This is a genomic window from Pontibacter cellulosilyticus (genome assembly GCF_014306105.1).
Taxonomy (GTDB): domain Bacteria; phylum Bacteroidota; class Bacteroidia; order Cytophagales; family Hymenobacteraceae; genus Pontibacter; species Pontibacter cellulosilyticus.
In genome coordinates, this window is record NZ_JACRVF010000004.1 from 160,933 (window position 1) to 179,412 (window position 18,480).

The following is an 18,480-nucleotide window of genomic DNA, read 5'->3' on the forward strand; positions in this document are numbered from 1 at the left end:
CAAACTTAGAGGCCTATAACGCACAACTCATTACGCGTGACCTTATACTGTTTTGGCCTGCCTCACTTTAGCAGCAAAGGTATCTAATAGTTGAATCAGGTCAGGGATGCATTCCAGGTTAAGGGTATGGCCAACGTTTGGCAGAATCTCCAGCTCTGCATTTGGCAGCGCCTGGTACATGGCTTTCCCCATCTCAACGGTACACAACGGATCTTCTTCACCCTGCACCACCAGCACCGGCACCTCTATCTTCTTCAGCTTCTCCAGGTAGTTGCCGCTTTCTTTGGTGGCCTGCGTCAGCATCAGGATATTCTCTGGCGTTGGGCTTTGGTTGGCTTTGGCATTTTTGAGATTTTCTATGGTGATGATCGGGTTCAGGAAATAGCTTCGCCCCAGCACCGTTGGCAGCATCACATCCAACATCAGCGGGTAACCACCTGTTTTAAGCGCAGCTTCCCAGCTATAGCCGATGGCATCAAAATAAGCATCTTTGTACGGGAACGTAGATAGCAGTGCCCCGGCCTGTGCCAACTCCGGATAATTTACCAGAAAGCGTTGCGCCACTGCGCCACCATACGAAATACCCGCTACAATCGTCTCCGGTAAATTAAGTGCCTGCAGTAAATCAGCTACATCAGCGGCATGGCCCTCAAAACTTCTATGCTCCGGTGCTGCATCACTCTGCCCCTGAAACAGCAGGTCTATCAGCACCAGTTTATACTTCTTACTCAGCGCATGCACCAGTCCTGCCCAAGCCGCTGTAGACTGTGAAAGACCGTTTAGGAAAACAATGGCTTGTGAGGCATCGGGCTTGCCGTGCAGTTCATAGTATAGCTGGAGTCCGTCGGGTAAGGTATGCTTCATAGTGGGTTGTTGTTTGTGAGTGACAGGCAAATCTAGAGGATTATTTGAAAAAGTGAAATCGGATGTAGCGTCACTTAGCAGATTTCCCCTTCCAGTTCCCGCTCTGGGTTATGAGCTGGTTTGGCAGGCACCAGCGGTGCAGTAAACCAGAAGCAGCTGCCTTTTCCTGCTTCACTCTTCGCTTTTATACTTCCTCCACAGCGCTCCACAAACAGGCGGCACAGCATAAGGCCCAAGCCGGTGCCTTTCTCGTTGGCCGTTCCTTTGGCTGTTATAGCTGGCTGCTCCAGGTTAAAAAGCGACTTTAACACTTCAGGTGTCATGCCCAAGCCATTATCCTCTACAGATATTTCTGCATATCCTGCTCCGGGTTTAGATTTTATTCTGATCTCTCCGCCTACATTGGAAAACTTTATCGCGTTATGCAGCAGGTTACGGATGATAAAGTCAAGCATATTGGCATCGGCAAAAACTGTTAGCTCCTCCGGCACCTCCATATGCCACTGTAGCTCTTTGGTGTCGGCGGTGTCTTGCAGTAGTGTTACATTTCGCTGTACCAGTTCTTGCAGCCGTATTGGCTCCGGCTCAAAGCGCATCGCCTGGTCGGAGGCAGTTTGAGAGGCAGCCCACTGCAGCAGGTTTTCCAGCAATGCCTGCAGGTTGCGCACCGAGAGCTGTGTATGATTTGCTAACTTCTGCATCTGCTCCGGTTTCATTCTGTCAGAGAAGTTAAGCAGGATGTTCAGGAACGAGTCGAGCGTGGCTAGGGGGGTTCGCAGGTCGTGGGAGATGATGGAGAAGAAACGGTCTTTGAGCTGGTTGAGGCGGCGCAGCTTATACTCTGATGCTTTTAGCTGCCGCACCGTCTGGTTTAGCTCCTGTGTTTTTAGCCGCAGGGCAGCGGTACGGTTTGCCACTGTTACTTCCAGTTCTTTCTTCTGTTGCTCTATTAACAGCTTGCGTTCAGTTTCTTTTTCGCGCTCCAGCCTTTCTTTCTCTACCACTTCTGCCGCCAGCTCGCTGGTAACGGTGTTTAGCCTGTAAGCCAGACCCAGCGAGAACAGCACCACCTGCGCCACCATTCCCACCTGCGCCGAGTATACAGTAAGTGTGGTATTGGGCAGTAAGTGGGTCTCTTTTAAAATAAACAGCAGCGCCCCTACCACAAAAAGCACGTTGGCCACCAGAAAGTATAAAGCTGGACGATACCCTTGCCGCAGCGAAGCTATCCCCACCAACAGCATCACCACCAGTACACCACCTCCTATAATACCAATCAGGTCTACGCAAGGCTGTAGCAGATCCAAAGGCGTAAAGTACGACAGCAGCCCCATAGCCACTGGTAGCGCGTACAGCATAGCCAACAACCGCAGCAGTTTGTCCCAGAGCGACAGGTTTTGCTTGGTGCCCAGGTAACTGCGCGTAAACAGCAGCCTGAAAAGGCCATTGAAAGTAACGATGAAGGCAAAGCTGTGGGCATTCCAGTACGGGGCATTTGGCCATAGCAACTCCAGCGCAAAGCCATGATAAAACATAAAGTATAAGCCGGTGCCCAGCAGCGCCAGTACGTAGTATAAATAGCTGCGGTCGCGCACCGAGATAAACAGCACCAGGTTGTAAAGTGCCATCACCAGGATAATACCCATGAACAGCCCCTGCACCAGCAAGCGACTGTTGTTCGTTTTAACTACCTGCTCCGGAGTTAACAGTTGCAGGCTCAGCTGCTGTGGCTTGTACAGGTTTAAGTCTCCCTGCAGGCGCAGGTAAAGTAAAATCTGGCTTTGGGGCATCATCTTTACACGTACATAAGGCTTGCTTTGCGGCACATCCCGCTCCGCCACCGGCACCAGCTGTCCTGTTTGCTGCTCTTTTATTGCCCCGTTAGGGAACAATGTATAAAGCTGCAATTTGCTCCAGTCGCCGGCGTAGAGGTAGCGCTCCTGCTCATTTTGGCTAGTATTATGCAGTGCCACGCGCACCCAATGAACTGTTTTACCAGCCGATAAGGTAGCTGCTGTATCTAATCGCATAAATACCTGCCCTTGCACTTCTGCCAGCGAAAGCTTTCCGCCCAAATCATGATACACCTGTAGCTGCTGCAAGAGCTCCTGCTTCTGCATTTCCAGCCTTACAGCATTCGGAGAGCGCTCCGCAGCCAACGCTTGCAGGCACAGCAAAGACAACAGCAGGCATAGAAGCCATCTGTGCAGTTGGAGCCGAAGTAAGAGGAGAGGCAAAAGCATCTATCAATTTACAAAAAATCATCAAAAAGCCATACTTTATCTTAACACCACCTGCACCCTTCTGTATTAGCCTTATTTTTTATATCTTGATAAGATCAAAGACGAGCAAGTATGGCCAAAGTAAAACTTTTGATTGCTGAGGACGATGTGGTGATTGCGCAGAACCTGGCGTTGTCGCTGGAGGAAATGGGCTATGAGGTATGCACTGTGGTAAGCTCCGGTGAAGAGTTGTTGCTGGAGGCGCACAAGCACAACCCCGATTTGGTTATACTTGACATCACGCTGGACGGAAAGCTTGATGGTATTGATACGGCTGCTATACTTTCAAAATCAAGCAGGATACCTTTTATTTTTATGACGGCCCTGTCAGATAAAGACACCATTGACCGTGCAAAATTAACTGGCCCACATGCTTACCTGGTAAAGCCGTTCGATGTACGCACTCTGCAGAGCAGCATCGAGGTTGCCATTCATAATGCCAGTTTACGTCAGCAATTATCCACTGCTACAAGTACTAGTGTAGATACTGCTCCAGAAGCGCCTGCCGAAAATGCACCGGAGGATTACCTGCTACACGATACTTTGTTTGTGAAGGTGCGCAACCGCCTGGAGAAAGTTTCTTTAGATGATATTGTGTGGGCAGAAGCGCAGGATATTTACTGTAATATTAAAACGCCACAGCACATTTACCTCGTGAGCCAAAGCCTCAAAAACTTAGAGCAGCGCCTGCCTGGCAAAGACTTTATGCGTGTGCACCGTTCTTACATCGTGCGCCTCACGGCCATAGAAGCTATCGAGGATAATAACATTCTGATTGGCGGCAAATCTATACCTATTGGTAACACCCACAAAGATTCACTGCTAAAACGATTGCAGATATTGTAGACTCTATTGGTTGAGTTAGGGAACGATTGTCACCCCCCTACCCCCTTCAAAGGGGGACATCCTGCACAAGTAATTTTTGCTTTAAATTTACACCTGCTGAAAAAGTCCCCCGATGATTACATCAGCAGACAGACTATGTTATTGTGATCAACAGAAGGGTATCGTCTAAACTCAAGCAAAAAGTGTCTCTCTTACATTTCCAAAAGCTACGTCACCTGATCATCTTCTGATTTCACCTTAAAAAAAGCTGAGTTGGCAAGTATAGGCTAAGAGCTATGTGTAATATTTCCTAAATTAATAGAACAATTTACTATTCTTAACTCCGCTCCCTATGAACAGCTTGGCCCCATCGGAACTTGTAACGGCTGGTTGGATACTGGTTACCGCATACGCTGCACTTATACTTTTCTTTGTGGTGCGAGGCGCTCTGCGTATTCGCTCTATTTCAGATTATGCCTTGGGCAGTGTGGCTTTCTCGCCGGTAGCTGTTGGTCTTGCACTGGCTGCCTCCATGACAAGTGCCGCGACTTTTATCATCAACCCGGGTTTTGTGGCATTGTATGGCGTGAGCGGCTTTATCTCAATGGCTATAGCCTTGCCGGCTGCTGCACTTTTATCGCTGGTGGTGCTTACCAAGGGTTTCAGAAGTATGGGAACGGCGGTTAAGGCACAAACGATGGCACAGTGGATGGGAGCCGTGTACAAGAGCAAGGGCTACACAATGTTTTTTGCTTTTCTGTCGCTGCTGCTGATTACGTTTATCGTGCTGATTTGCGTGGGACTTACGAAGGTGCTTGCCAGTGTGCTAAACCTGAATGAGCTGCATGTATGCGTAGGCATCGTGGTGTTTGTGTTTGGCTACATGATGTTTGGCGGGGCCAACTCGATGGTGTATACCAACATGATTCAGGCCATCCTGATGGTAGTGGTAGCTTTTATACTTCTGGGTTCCGGCTACGAACATTTCAGCAACGGCGTGCATGGCTTTTTAGACAAATTAGCCGCCATAGACCCACTGCTGGTAGAGCCAACTAACCCGAAAAGCTTCCTGTTCCGCGACAATTTTGAGATCATCTTTTGCCAGATCATCATAGGCGTGGCTATCGTTTGTCAGCCGCACATCATCACTAAATCGCTGCTACTTAAAAACGAGAAAGATGTGAATTTATACTTGCTGGTAGGTGTGGCAACCGAAGCGCTTTTCTTTTTGGTTGTAGTTGCCGGCCTCTACGCACGCATCACCTTCCCTGATCTAAGTATAAATGGCAGCGCTATTCCAGTTGATGGCATTATGTCGGCTTATGTGGTAAGTGAGTTTCCGGTATATGTGGGGCTGCTGGTAGTTATGGGCCTAATCTCGGCAGGCCTCTCTACTTTAGAAGGCTTAATCCAATCGCTTTCCATCACCATCACATCGGACATACTTACTCCTATACTTGGCCCTAGAGTAGAAGCACGCAGCGTTATTGTGAACAGGCTTGTTATTGTGGCGCTGGCAGTAGTAACTATCTTCCTAACTTTTGACCAACTGATCAACCCGAACCTAAGCGTGGGCATATTCGCGCAAAATGGAGTGTATGCTTATTTCTCAGCTGCCTTTGTACCTGTGCTGTTTGGCATGTTCCTGAAGCGGGTGCCGCTTATTGCGCCTGTAGCTGCCTCGCTTACTTCGGTGGCCGTGCATTTTGCAGTATACTATGGCGGACTTACCTCTTACATGGATGCACCTGTACGCAACCCAGGAATAGCCGCCGCACTGGCCATACTTGCCTCTGTTATAGTCGGTTTCTCTTTATACTTCTCCTTCCGCAAGCCTGCTGTGCCGGAAGAAGAAGCCGTGCCTTCCAATGCTATAAAACAACCTGTTGCTTATGAAAACTAAGTATAAAATTACGCTGCTGCTGTCGTTACTGTACCTGGCTGGCTTGAACGGCCAATGCCAGTCGCCTGTGGCGCAGTCTGCCACCACTACTGCAGATCCTGTATTCGAGAGCCTCAAGTATAAATTCCCAACAAAGAAAGTAACACTCTCTAACGGGCAATCTGTAGCTTATGTAGATGAAGGCAAAGGTGCTGAGACCATCATCTTCATACACGGCTTGGGCAGCTACTTACCGGCTTGGGAGAAGAACATTGAATCACTGAAAAGCAACTACAGAACTATTGCCCTGGATCTGCCGGGTTATGGAAAGTCATCCAAAGAGAATGTGCAGGTAAGTATGGATGCTTATGCCAAAACGGTGCTGGAACTGATGGACAAGCTGAAGCTAAAGAAAGCTACACTGGCAGGACATTCCATGGGCGGGCAAATTGCTATCACCGCAGCCCTGCAGGCGCCGGAGCGGGTAAGCAAGCTTATACTTGCCGCACCAGCCGGACTGGAAACCTTCACAGACCAGCAGAAGCAGTTGTTCAAGATGACAGTAACGCCAGAAAGTGTGCAGAAAACCACACCAGAACAAACAGCCGCCAACTACAAAATCAATTTCTATAACATGCCAGCCGAGGCGCAGCACATGGTGGAAGAGCGTCTGCAGATCATGAAGTCGGAGCAGTTTGATGACTACAGCAAAGCTGTGGCAGGCAGTGTAGCAGCGATGGTAGACGAGCCGGTGCACGAAAAGCTATCGCAGCTAAAAATGCCTACGCTGATTGTTTTCGGTGAGAACGATGCCTTGATTCCAAATAGATATTTTAACTCAACCCTTACCCCAAAAGCTGTAGCTGAGATAGGCAAAGAGCGCATCCCGAACAGCCAAATGGTGATGATCCCAGAGGCAGGGCATTTCCTGCAGTATGAACAGCCGGCTGCCTTTAACAAAGCCGTGCAGGATTTCATGAAGAACAGTACGAAATAAAACTATCCCTTAAATCAATAACCTAACCTTACCTAACATGAAAAAGATTTACCTTATCCTGCTTTCGCTGCTGTGCATAGTACAGTCGGCGTTTGCCCAAGGTGGAGCCATTAAAGGAAGAGTGGTCGGAGCTGACACAGAAGAAGCCTTAATAGGCGCCACTGTGCTAGTAGAAGGCACCTCCAGGGGCGCAACCACCAACACCAACGGTGAGTTTTTAATCACCAATGTGCCCGCTGGTAATCACAGCTTGCGCATCACATATGTTGGCTATTCTTATCCTAAAATTGATGTAACCGTAACGGCCGGCGGTACAGCTGACATCGGTACAATTTCCATGAGATCATCCAATGTGATCGGCGAAGAGGTAGTGGTATCGGCTACGCGCCGTCCAGAGAAACTGACAGAAGCCCCAGCTGCTATTAGTGTGATCTCTACACGCGACTTGGAGGCGCTTCCTTCTTTTAACGTGGGTGAGCTGCTAAACAAGGTTCAAGGCGTGGAAGTAGTACGCTCTGGTGTAATTGGTGTGGGTATAAACGCACGTGGCTTTAACAATGCTTTTAACGTGAAGATGTTCCAGATGACCGATGGCCGTAACTCTATGCTGCCAGGTGGTACAGGTTTGCCTGCCGGTTTCTACAACACGGTTATTAAAGAAGATATTGAGCGTGTCGAGGTGATCTTAGGCCCTTCTTCTGCCTTGTATGGCCCTAACGCGCATAACGGTGTCATTAACACCATTACCAAAGATCCACGCCGTTACCCAGGCACAACGGTATCAGTCGGTGCTGGTAACCAAGATGTACTAAGTGGACGTGTTCGCCATGCAGGTATCATCTCTGATAAGTTTGCTTACAAAGTAACCGGAGAGTATACCGAAGGAACCGATTTTGCTTTTGTTGATACTGTTTACTCTCTCGCCGCTACTCCACTTGGCCCTTTACCAGAGTATGATGTGGATTTCGGATTTAAGTCAAAACGTGCGAGCGCGGCTTTATACTATAGCCCGACTGAGAAAACAGACATCATACTTGACTATGGGTATGGCCAGGGAGATAACATTGGCGTTACCAGTAACGGCCGCAACCAGATCAACGGCTGGACTTTCCAGTACCTGCAGGGCCGTATTGTTTCTCCTCGTGTGTTTGCACAATTGTACAGCACCTGGAACGATGCTGGCGATACGTATCAAATAAATGCGCGCACTGCAAACTACTATACTTTACGCGCTCGCGGATATTCGGAAGATATTGCCGCTAAGTACTCCAAAACAGGCGCCAAAGCCGGTGAAATAGGTCCAAACTCACTTCCTGTTGCTTTCCCTGGTTTTGTTGACAAGAGCCACCGTATCAATGGTGAGGTGCAGTATAACAATAGCTTTGCAGGGTTCGATGTAATTACCGGATTAAACTACCAGCGCGATGTAGCCTATAGCCGCCAAACATACCTGGATGATGCAGCTGGTAATATCATACTGAACCAGTACGGCGCAGTAGCACAGGTAGAACGAAACCTGACACAAAAACTTAGAGCTGTTGTAGCTGCACGAGTAGATTATCACGACAACTATGGCACTCAGTTCAGCCCAAAAGCAGCTTTGACATACGCAGCCCTTAACGGATCCTTCAGAGCAACTTACGGCCGTGCTTACTCTGCGCCATCTATTCAGTTCCAGGAGTTTTACCTGAACAACGGTGCACTGGCTATACTTGGTAACGGAGCCGGTTTAACCATACAAAATACCGAGACAGGCGCAATCAGAACTATTGATAAACTGGAGCCGGAGCAGGTACAAACTTTTGAGATTGGCTACAAAGGCACACCAACAGAGAAGCTGTTTGTAGATATCAGCAGTTGGTATTCTAAATCTGAAGATTTCATTTCTCCACTTACTGGTGTTACCCTAATGAGGGGTAAAGAGAAAGTGATTAAGAAAGGTGATCAGGACGTGACAGACAGAGCTTCTAACGCCCTAAACTATTACCTGACTTACCTGAACTATGGAAACGTGAATTCGTGGGGTACAGACTTTGGCCTGAACTATTACATCAACGACTTCTTCAGCGTAGGTGCAAAGTACTCCTACTTCAACTCTGACATTACCGACACTGATAACCTGGACAACGATGCCAACGGCGACAAAAAAGTTTCTGTATCGGAAAGTAGCCTGAACGCAGCCAAGCATCGCTATAACTTCAACTTCACGGCACGCGACCTGTTTGATAAGAAGTTCTTCGGCTCTGTGAATGTGCGCATTTTGCCTGAGTATGATTTCTACTCAGGTGTACAGATTGCAGCTGAAGAAAACGAAGGTAAGCGCGTAGCCCCATACAACTACAACTACGGCCCGCTTGGTGGCTTTACTTCTGTTGATCTTAGCGCAGGTTACAAGTTTACTAACTGGTTAACGCTTGGTGGCAGCGTAACAAACTTGTTTGATACGCCGCAACGTGAGTTTGTAGGCTCTCCAGAAATCGGACGCCTATACAGTGCTGAGCTTCGCTTCGACTTTGGCGGAAAAGACAAGAAAGTTAGATAATAGGTTAGATTAGTTTTCCAAAGCGTCCTCTTATGGGGGCGCTTTGGCTTTTTACAGCTTAGCAAAAGTATAAAAGTATGAAAAATGCACTTATCACCGGAGGCACCAGCGGCATTGGTCTTGGCATTGCAGGGCATTTCGCAGCCAACGGCTATAACCTTCTGGTAAACGGACTGGAAAGAAACGGAGCAGACATAGCTAAGGAACTAGCAGCAGAGTACAAAGTTAAGGTGGTTTTCTCTAGTGCCAACCTGATGCACCCAGAGCAGATACGCGAAATGGTGCAACAGGCAGAGCAGGAATTAGGGCAAGTAGATGTACTGGTAAACAATGCGGGCATACAATATGTGGCGCCTGTAGATGAGTTTCCGGAGGATAAGTGGGATGCTATACTTGCTGTTAACCTCTCCTCATCGTTTCATACTTCCAAAGCTGTTTGGAAAGGCATGAAAGAGCGTAAATTTGGTCGAATCATTAACATAGCCTCTGCCCATGCTTTACGTGCCTCTGAGTTTAAAGCAGCCTATGTGGCAGCCAAGCATGGCATAGCCGGGCTAACTAAAGTACTAGCGCTGGAGGGGGCACCCTACAACATAACCTGCAATGCCATTTGTCCTGGGTACGTGCGGACACCATTGGTAGAAGCACAGATCTCAGACCAGGCAAAGGCACACCAGATGTCGGAAGCAGATGTAATCGAGAAAGTGATGTTGAAAAAGCAACCTGTTAAGCAGTTTGTGGATGTTTGCGCTATTGCCCAGATGGCGCTGCTCTTGGCTTCCCCTATGTCTTCTCAGTTAACCGGCACTATGATGCCCATTGACGGGGGCTGGTCGGCACAGTAGATTCCGAGCAACTAAAAACGATATTTCTCACCGAACAATAATGCCAAAAAAAGTACAGGGGCTGCAGTAAATACTGCAGCCCCTGTACTTTTTATTCTGATTTATACTTTGCTACCTTGCCTGCGCAGTGTTGCCTATAATCTTAAACTCTGTGCGGCGGTTTTCTGCGTGCATAGTTTCCGGGCAGGTTACACCGTCTTTACACTTGTTTACCAACTGCGTCTCGCCGTAGCCTTTGGCAACTAACCTGTCACGGGCAATGCCCTTGGAAATGATGTACTCCACAGCGCTCTGTGCCCTTAACTGCGAAAGCATTTCGTTGTAGCGGTGGCTCTGACGACTATCGGTGTGTGAGCTTAGTTCGATTCGGATGCCCGGATTATCTTTTAACGTCTGTACCAGTTTATCAAGCTCTAAGGCAGCCTCAGCTTTAATATCATGCTTGTCCAGGTCGTAGTAGATGTTCTCTAGCACGATTGGCTTGTTCGGTGTGTCGCGGTTAAACACCATCTCCACCTTCACGGAGTCTGTGTTAAAGCGGCAGTCCGGCATCATCGTTAGTGTCTGGGTCAGGTACTTTGGTTTGGTGCCCTTGATGGTGTAAGTGGTGGCTGCCTTAACCGGGAATGCGAAATTGCCATACTTATCAGAATATACTTCTATTGGCGTGTCGCTACCTTCTTCAAACAGCTGCAGCAACACCTTCTCTACCGGCACTTCCTTCTTTTTAGTGGTGCCTGCCACGGCCATTCTTTCAATGGTGCGACCTATCAGCGTACAAGGCACTTTCGACTCTTTAAAAGTAAAGATATCGTCGAAGCCATTGCTTGCCAGGCGTCCGGAAGACAATAAACCCGCTTTACCGGTAGCATCAACCTGAATGCCAAAATCGTCGTGCGATGTGTTGAGCGGATACTTCAGGTTCTCTACACGGCTCCACTTCTTGTGCGTACCTACTGCTTTAAAGATATCCAGACCGCCCATACCAATATGGCCATCCGACGAGAAGTATAAATTACCGTCTTCACCTATACTTGTAAAACTTTCACGGCCAGGTGTGTTGATAATGTTACCAGCATTTACTGGTTTTCCCCATGAGCCGTCGGACTGAAGTTCGCTATAGTATACATCTGTCTCACCCAAACCACCAGGCATATCCGATACAAAGTATAAAACCTTCCCGTCTGGCGTAATAGCAGGATGCCCGATAGAGAATTCATCAGTGTTGTTATACTTAAATGCTTTTACATTATCCCATTTTTCACCTTTGCGCTCAGCGATGTAAATACCGTGGCGGTTGGTATGGGTACTATTTTCAGCGCCTTTAAACCAGCTGGTTGGGTCTGGGTTCGATTTGGTGGCATTGCGTTTTACTACCTGTGTGCGGGTAAAGTATAGCGTCTCCGACTGCTCATTGTAAGCTGCCGGGCCATTATGGTATGTCGTGTTAATGCTTGATGGTAATGGCACCGGAGTTCCCCAGGTGCTGTCTGTAACAGCTTTCGCAAAGTACATCTGTATGTAACCGTTGCCCGTCCAGTTGTTGCGCATGGTTTGTTTGCTGCCATCTAACCTGTCAGATGCAAAGAACAAACCTTCCTTTGTTTTAACAGGGCTAAAGTCAGCTCCTTCCGAGTTAAGTGCTTTGTTTTTCTGTATTTCAAACGCCTTCGGAGATGCCAGCCACTTCATAGCTGTGTCGCAGGATGCGGCCATTCGTTGTGCAATAACAGCCTGCGCCGGTACTTTACGGCCATACTCCTGGAACAGGAACTTCGCTTTCTCGTAATTCCCGTTTCGCTTCGCCGACTCTGCATACAAGTACACGTTAGTTGGATCTGCGTTTGGGAAGTTTACCACTTGTGCATACCAGAACTCAGCCTCCTTGCTGTTATTCAGTATGCGGTAACTGTCGGCAATACGCTGCACTACTGCAATGTTAGGCTCGCCTGTGTCCAGTATTTTTTTATAGGCTTCTAAGGCAAGGCTAAACTCAAAGTTGTTAAAGTATTTGTCTGCCTGCTTCATATCCTGCGCCAGCACAATTGCCGGCTTCATCCAAACCGACAGCATCAACAAAAAAGCAAGACGTAAGCGTAATTTCATATAAGGGTGGTATTATAAATTTCGAGGCGTCAGGATTCTGCCACCATGCATTTTAAAGAAGGAGTAACCCAGCGAAACCTCGTGGCTTGAGTAGTTATTCAGCTCATTCAGGCTCATATCATAAGAGTAGCCTACACGCATTCTCGGTGTCACGTACAACTGCACCAGTGCCGCCGCCGCATTGCGCTTCGAGAGTTGTTTCATCTCCAGGTTTGTGAACATCGGAACAGAAGTACGGTAAGAACCGCCTACCCAGAAACGATCACTCAAAAGCAGGAATGTGTTTAGGTCCACGTTGGTTGGGCTATGGAAGTCTTCTTTCAGAAGTATACTTGGTTTCAGGCGCATATCATTCCCCAAGTCAAACATATATCCTGTTGATAGGAAATAGTGCCTGCGGGGATTAGTAACGATTAGTTTATCGCTGTTATAAGGCACTAGATTGGCTGCGGTTAAGCCCGCAAAGAAACGCTCTGTGTTGAAGAATATACCTACTTTGGCATCTGGCAATACCCTTGACTCACGCCCCTCCGGAATGGCCGCGTCCGGCGTCTGGCTACCCGAGTTCAGCATAGTGCCATCTAAGGTGTATTGAGCAGCACCAACCGAGGCGCCAAAAGCCAGCTTAGTGTATCGGTCCAGGTTTATCCTGACAGACATGTTACCGTAAGCTCCAATTTTGCTTTGCGCTCCCAGCCTATCGTGCACCAGATAGCCTGCCCAGCCAATATTAGACTTTTTGGTAGGGCCATCCACACTTAGTGTTTGCGTGGTTGGTGCTCCTTCCAGGCCTGTCCACTGGCTACGGTAAGTGGCGTTGATATTAAGTATGCCTTTACTTCCGGCATAGGCAGGGTTTATCACCAGCTCATTAAAGATGTACTGGGTATACTGCGGAGCCTGCTGGGCTGTAGCGGCATGGGCGCTTAATATGAAAAGCACCACAAAAAGTTTGTTCAGTAGATTTGTTTTCATAGGCATTACCTAACGATCATCACGTAACCCTTAAATATTTTGTCTTTACCGTCACACATGGTAGCACGCACAATATAATAGTAAGTGCCTTCGCTCAGGCCGTCGCCGGTCCAGTTGTTTTGGTATGATTTTGCTTTGTACACCTCGTTGCCCCAACGGTTAATAATGGTCAAATTGTTGTCGGTGTATTTGTTGAGGTTCTTCACCACCCAGGTATCGTTGTTGCCATCGTTGTTTGGCGAGAAGACGTTAGGAAATACCAGATCGGTACTGGCAAGTTCTTTATCCGCCGGAATACTAACCGGCTCACTCACGCAGGTACCGTTATCAACTGTAACTGTGATGTTGCCTTTACCCTCGCCTGCTGTTACCGAGATAGTAGTCGTGCCCTGGCCGCTGATGATCATCCAGCCTGCTGGTACTGTCCAAGTATAGGATTTTGCACCAGCCACTGGCTCTACTTCATACACTAGGCCTGAACATGGCGCGCTTCTATCCAGAATAGTAGCAGGAGGTGTTAAGATTTGTATACCTACATTCAGGGCAGCACTCTGTGTTGAAACTCCGCAACCGTTTTTAGAAACCACAGTTACGCTGCCTGCCTTTGTGCCTGTTAATACTGTTATCTGTGTGGTACCTTGGCCTGACACAATAGTCCATCCTTCCGGCAACTTCCACTCATAAGAAGAAGCGTTTGCAACATCGTCGATAGTGTAAGTTATGGTGCGACCTGCACATGCATTGGCAGCTCCGCGTATTGTGCCCGGAGTAGCAGGCACTGTGTTTACCGGCTTCACCTGCAGTTGTGCTGCCGTGCTGGCGCCACAGGTGTTATTTGCCGTTACGCTAACTGTGCCTGCTGTAGTAGTTGGTTTTACTGTGATTTTATTTGTACCCTGGCCGCTTACAATTGCCCAGCCTGCTGGCACTGCCCAAGTATAACCTAAGCCGCTTACGCCTGTCACACTATATTCTATTGTGGAGCCATTGCACGGATCAAGTGAGCCAACAATAGCGGATGGCTGTGCCGGCACTGTATTTGGCTTTACGGTTAGGCTCTGGGCGGTGCCTGTACCACATGGATTGCCTGCTGCAACTGTTACTTCTCCGCCAACTGTACCTGCCGTTACTGTTATCTCTGTTGTACCTTGTCCGCTGGTGATGGTCCAGCCTGTTGGCACTGCCCAAGTATAAGTTGTAGCGCCTGCCACCGGACTGATGCTATACTTTAGGTTTGGCTGGTTTTGGCAGAAGTTTGCCGCCAGGCCATTTATACTTGTAGGTTTAATTAGATTGGTTTGCAGTGGCGCCACATCCAGTGTGCTCGGTGTGCTGCTGTTGCCGCAGGCATTAACTGCGAATACCTTTACTGTACCTGAGTTGCTGCCTGTTTGCACCTGTATGCTGTTCGTGCCTTGACCGGCTGTTATCACCCATCCTGCCGGTACCTCCCACGCATAAGAAGTTGCCCCAGAAACAGGCGCCACCGAAAATATAGACGATGCCCCCATGCAAACTGCACCTGTACTTGTAATGGCTCCTGGTGCATTAGGCTTTGTTGTAGAGATGCTAACCTGCTTGCTTATCGTTGTAGTTCCGCAATCGTTTCCGGCTGTAAGGCTAACTGTACCTGCCGTTGTGTTGGCTTTAACTGTAACTTCTGTTGTGCCCTGGCCTGATAGAATTGTCCAGCCAGCCGGTACAGCCCAGGTATAAGTTGATACATTCACACCCGCATCTACTTTAAAGGTTGCTGTGCTGTTGCTGCATACATCTGGGCCGCCTTGCACTATTGTAAAGCCGCTTGGCCCTTCTGTGGTTGGCTTAACTGCCAGTGTTTGTGCTTCGCCGGTACCGCAGTTGTTTGTAGCGGTAACCATTACATTGCCCGGTGTTGTACCTGCTATAACTTTTATAGAAGTGCCATTCTGAGACACAACCTGCCAGCCTGCCGGAACAGACCAGGTATAGCTTAGGGCTGTTGGCACATCTGCAATGCTGAATGTATACTCTTTGCCCACACAAGGTATAGTTGTACCTGTTATGGCACCGGGCTTGGCAGGAGGAGTATTGGTGATGATTGTCGTAAGCTGGGTCTCGCTGGTGATGCCGCAAATGTTAACTGCCTGCACCGAAATAGTAGCTCCCACTGAGCTGGCATTTACAGTTATACTTGTGGTACCCTGACCTGATATGATTGTCCAGCCGTTGTTAACTGTCCATTTGTAAGAAGAGGCTGTGGCAACTGGTGCAATGGTATATACAAGGTTTTTCTGGTTGTTACAAACAGATATAAATCCAGATATAGCCTCTGGTTTGGCTGGTGGCGAAGGCACAACCTTCACGTCCATACTTGCAGCAGCACTTACGCCGCAGTCGTTTGTAGCTGTTACTGTTACCTTGCCTTCGGTTCCGCTTGGGGTTACGCTTATCTTGTTTGTTCCTTCGCCACTGTTTATCACCCAGCCGCTTGGCAAAGTCCAGGTGTAGGTAATAACTCCCACCATGGGCGCCACGCTGTACTCAAACCCAGGCACACCCTGGCATACTTCAGCTGGCCCGGTAAGCGTGGTAATTGGGCCCGGAACATCTGTTTGCGGTGTTACATCCAGTTCTCTGGTAGCTCCCACACCACAAATGTTGCTTCCTTTTACAGTAACTTTTCCTTTTTCTGCGCCTACAGTTACAGTTATAGATGTAGTGCCTTGCCCTGAAACAATTGCCCAGCCTGCAGGTACTGTCCAGGTATAGGTTGTGGCTCCGGCTACATTGGCTACAGTATAGGTTGCTGTGCTCTTAGCGCAGCCATATTGCTTGCCACTGATTGGACCTGGCAAAGCAGGAACACCCTGAGTAGGCTGCACCTCTTTAATACTTGCTGCACTTGGCCCGCATTCATTTACTGCTCTTACCGTAATCTGGCCACCGCTTGTGCTTGCGTTAACTGTTACACTTGTGGTGCCTTGTCCGGCTGTAATCACCCAACCTGAAGGAAAAACCCATATATAACTAGAGGCTCCTGCAACAGGCTCAACAGAATATATGAGACCTTTTTCGTTGGCACAAGAATTTAAGGCACCCGTTATTGGGCCTGGGGCATCCGTAGGGGAAAAGGTTGGTGTTACCGTCATGGTCTGTGCTGTACTCAGGCCACAGGCATTGCTGGCTTTTACTGTTATACTCCCAGATGTTTTACCAACTGTAACGGTAATGCTGTTTGTGTTTTGCCCAGACTTGATGATCCAGTCAGACGGCACCGTCCATACATAACCTGTTGCTCCCGGTGTAGCATCAATCTCAAATGTAGCATTGCTGCCCACACAGCTATTGTCTACACCGCGAATAGATACATTGATAGTAGGTACCTCTGTCGTTACGTTTACCTGAAAAGTTTGCGCTGCACTGGCCCCACACTTATTTGATGCCACCACTGTTACAGGCCCTGTTGTCGGGCCAGCCTTAACCGTAACTTCAGTGGTTCCTTGTCCTGCTGTAATGCTCCAACCCTCAGGTAGTGCCCACGTGTAAGTCGTCGCATCCTGTACCGGATCAATTTTATACTTCAGGCCTTCTGTGCCCACACATACATTGCTTTCTCCGGTTATCGGGCCTGGCTTCACCGGTGGGTCTGGCAACACAGTTACCTGTAACACCTGTGCTGGTCCTTCGCCGCAAATATTGCTGGCCTTTACTGTTATCTGCCCCGACTGCGTGCCTGGTTTTACACTTATACTTGTTGAGCTAAGCTGCGTGTACTGCCAGCCGGCTGGCACACTCCAAATGAATTTAGTAGCACCAACTACGGGTGCAATGCTGTACGTATAGCTCCCGTCGCGGCATACCTCAGATGGACCCGAGATATTGCTGGTTTCAGAAAGCAGCACGCAGTAGTTTATAATAGTAGAGTTGTTTAGAAGGTCCTCATCAATGTTGTCGCCCTCTACTACGGCACGTGTATAGCCAAAGCCAGATTTGTTTAGCCTTACTTTTAGCGTAAGTATAACAGACTCTTTATAGGATATCTTACCGATTTTCCATTCTCCTGTTTCAGAATTAAAGGTAGTGCCTGTTCTACTGGTACTGTAACCGAGCAGTTCTCCAATAAAGGCTACTGTTCTTACATAAGCATTATGCTCATCGGCAGGTCCGTTGTTTGTGATCTTGAAGTAGATGAAAACTTCTTCATTATGATGATATGATTCGGTACCAGTAGTACTAGGACTCATGGTAATCTCAATCTTTAAATCAGATGGCGTGTTTAGCAACGCCTGGTTCAAAAATATTTCGTCTTGCAGCGATATAATGCGCCCCTGCAATCGTGTGCCATCGCCAAGTGTTACTTTCCCTTTGGCAATAAATGTGCCTTCTAGTACAGCATTCTTTCCTACAGTCAGGTCGCCTTCTACTACCCAAAGGATGTTGCTTGTTGCAGCTTTGTTAGCATAATCTAAAACTGCATTGTTAGAGATAGTCAGGTTTCCGGCAATCTGAAAAATATAGGTGGGTTTTGACCTGCCGTTATCACTTAACACGACATTGCCTGAAAATATGGCGTCGCCTTCTATTCTATGAACTCCTGGGTTGTAGGTAAGGCTTCCTAAGTTGCGGTTATCTTCTACAAGATTCGGTGCGAGTGCAAAAGCGCTGTTAAAGGCCTGGCCTGCGTCCTGTATTGCCTGCTTAGCTGCACTGCTGTTGATGTCTGGGGTGCGCACTGATACGCCGGGAGGAAATCCAGCAATTGTTCCGTTGGCAACACCAAGGGTAGCGTTTACTACTGTGTTGCCCGTGCTGGTAACTTTTTTGTCGGCCAGGGCATTGTAGTTGTAAGCTAACCCAAGTGAAGGGATTTGCTGAGCGGAAGCAAGAAAAGACGGAGCGCAAAGGCATACTACAAGTAGTATAACTTTTCCTAATAAGCTTCTCATTAAGATGTTTTGTAAAAGTTTGCTATAAAGACCTTATTTAAATAAACTCTATACAGCTAATGCAGCACTCCCCCTTTGCACTAAATTAGCCACCTAGTTTCCGGGCATAACCATTAAGTATATTAAATGGTGCAATTGCCTGGATAAAAATTAACATTAACAATTACTTTAACTTCTAATTGCCTGTTGGTGTCTGTTTGCTCTTCTAAATTTTACATTTTTTTTGTACAATCC

General features: G+C 48.0%; 10 protein-coding genes. 5 read left to right on the plus strand and 5 right to left on the minus strand.

From position 1 onward, the window contains the following. Positions 1 to 42 precede the first annotated feature (42 nt). Positions 43 to 864 carry an alpha/beta fold hydrolase gene (locus H8S84_RS14055; protein WP_187067996.1) on the minus strand — a complete coding sequence of 274 codons (822 nt, stop codon included), beginning with the start codon at positions 862 to 864 and terminating at the stop codon, positions 43 to 45. Between the two features lie 74 nt (positions 865 to 938). Continuing rightward, entirely contained in the window at positions 939 to 3,047 is a 2,109-nt protein-coding gene (locus tag H8S84_RS14060; RefSeq protein ID WP_230407184.1) for a sensor histidine kinase, read from the minus strand. 171 nt (positions 3,048 to 3,218) lie between these two features. On the opposite strand from H8S84_RS14060, the gene H8S84_RS14065 reads away from it, so the two are divergent. The 5 genes from H8S84_RS14065 to H8S84_RS14085 all read left to right on the plus strand — a co-directional run bounded on the left by H8S84_RS14065 (position 3,219) and on the right by H8S84_RS14085 (position 10,237). Next, positions 3,219 to 3,992 carry a LytR/AlgR family response regulator transcription factor gene (locus H8S84_RS14065; RefSeq protein WP_187067998.1) on the plus strand — a complete coding sequence of 258 codons (774 nt, stop codon included), beginning with the start codon at positions 3,219 to 3,221 and terminating at the stop codon, positions 3,990 to 3,992. 331 nt (positions 3,993 to 4,323) lie between these two features. After that, positions 4,324 to 5,874 (plus strand): sodium:solute symporter family transporter, encoded by a 1,551-nt coding sequence (locus tag H8S84_RS14070; RefSeq protein WP_187067999.1) that lies wholly within the window; start codon positions 4,324 to 4,326, stop codon positions 5,872 to 5,874. Beyond that, complete coding sequence (locus tag H8S84_RS14075) at positions 5,864 to 6,850, plus strand: alpha/beta fold hydrolase (RefSeq protein WP_230407185.1); 987 nt, start codon at positions 5,864 to 5,866, stop codon at positions 6,848 to 6,850. The genes H8S84_RS14070 and H8S84_RS14075 overlap by 11 nt, the downstream gene beginning before the upstream one ends. A gap of 37 nt (positions 6,851 to 6,887) precedes the next feature. After that, positions 6,888 to 9,392 (plus strand): TonB-dependent receptor, encoded by a 2,505-nt coding sequence (locus H8S84_RS14080; RefSeq protein WP_187068000.1) that lies wholly within the window; start codon positions 6,888 to 6,890, stop codon positions 9,390 to 9,392. Between the two features lie 77 nt (positions 9,393 to 9,469). Continuing rightward, positions 9,470 to 10,237 carry a 3-hydroxybutyrate dehydrogenase gene (locus H8S84_RS14085; RefSeq protein ID WP_187068001.1) on the plus strand — a complete coding sequence of 256 codons (768 nt, stop codon included), beginning with the start codon at positions 9,470 to 9,472 and terminating at the stop codon, positions 10,235 to 10,237. A gap of 111 nt (positions 10,238 to 10,348) precedes the next feature. Here H8S84_RS14085 and H8S84_RS14090 read toward each other — a convergent pair whose 3' ends face one another. From H8S84_RS14090 to H8S84_RS14100, 3 genes are read right to left on the minus strand one after another with little or no spacing between them, the layout of a single operon-like run. Beyond that, positions 10,349 to 12,343 carry an OmpA family protein gene (locus tag H8S84_RS14090; protein ID WP_230407186.1) on the minus strand — a complete coding sequence of 665 codons (1,995 nt, stop codon included), beginning with the start codon at positions 12,341 to 12,343 and terminating at the stop codon, positions 10,349 to 10,351. A 12-nt stretch (positions 12,344 to 12,355) separates the two neighbouring features. Further along, positions 12,356 to 13,318, minus strand: coding sequence for a PorP/SprF family type IX secretion system membrane protein (locus H8S84_RS14095; RefSeq protein ID WP_230407187.1), 963 nt, complete (start codon positions 13,316 to 13,318; stop codon positions 12,356 to 12,358). Between the two features lie 5 nt (positions 13,319 to 13,323). Beyond that, positions 13,324 to 18,246 carry an ice-binding family protein gene (locus H8S84_RS14100; RefSeq protein WP_187068002.1) on the minus strand — a complete coding sequence of 1,641 codons (4,923 nt, stop codon included), beginning with the start codon at positions 18,244 to 18,246 and terminating at the stop codon, positions 13,324 to 13,326. Positions 18,247 to 18,480 lie beyond the last annotated feature (234 nt).

What these genes read in the sequence shown, in the direction of transcription:
- H8S84_RS14065 (WP_187067998.1), top strand. Translation starts at nt 3,219, where the DNA reads ATGGCCAAAGTAAAACTTTTGATTGCTGAGGACGATGTGGTGATTGCG.
- H8S84_RS14080 (WP_187068000.1), top strand. Translation starts at nt 6,888, where the DNA reads ATGAAAAAGATTTACCTTATCCTGCTTTCGCTGCTGTGCATAGTACAG.
- H8S84_RS14100 (WP_187068002.1), bottom strand. Translation starts at nt 18,246, where the DNA reads ATGAGAAGCTTATTAGGAAAAGTTATACTACTTGTAGTATGCCTTTGC.
- H8S84_RS14085 (WP_187068001.1), top strand. Translation starts at nt 9,470, where the DNA reads ATGAAAAATGCACTTATCACCGGAGGCACCAGCGGCATTGGTCTTGGC.
- H8S84_RS14070 (WP_187067999.1), top strand. Translation starts at nt 4,324, where the DNA reads ATGAACAGCTTGGCCCCATCGGAACTTGTAACGGCTGGTTGGATACTG.
- H8S84_RS14075 (WP_230407185.1), top strand. Translation starts at nt 5,864, where the DNA reads ATGAAAACTAAGTATAAAATTACGCTGCTGCTGTCGTTACTGTACCTG.
- H8S84_RS14090 (WP_230407186.1), bottom strand. Translation starts at nt 12,343, where the DNA reads ATGAAATTACGCTTACGTCTTGCTTTTTTGTTGATGCTGTCGGTTTGG.
- H8S84_RS14055 (WP_187067996.1), bottom strand. Translation starts at nt 864, where the DNA reads ATGAAGCATACCTTACCCGACGGACTCCAGCTATACTATGAACTGCAC.
- H8S84_RS14095 (WP_230407187.1), bottom strand. Translation starts at nt 13,318, where the DNA reads ATGAAAACAAATCTACTGAACAAACTTTTTGTGGTGCTTTTCATATTA.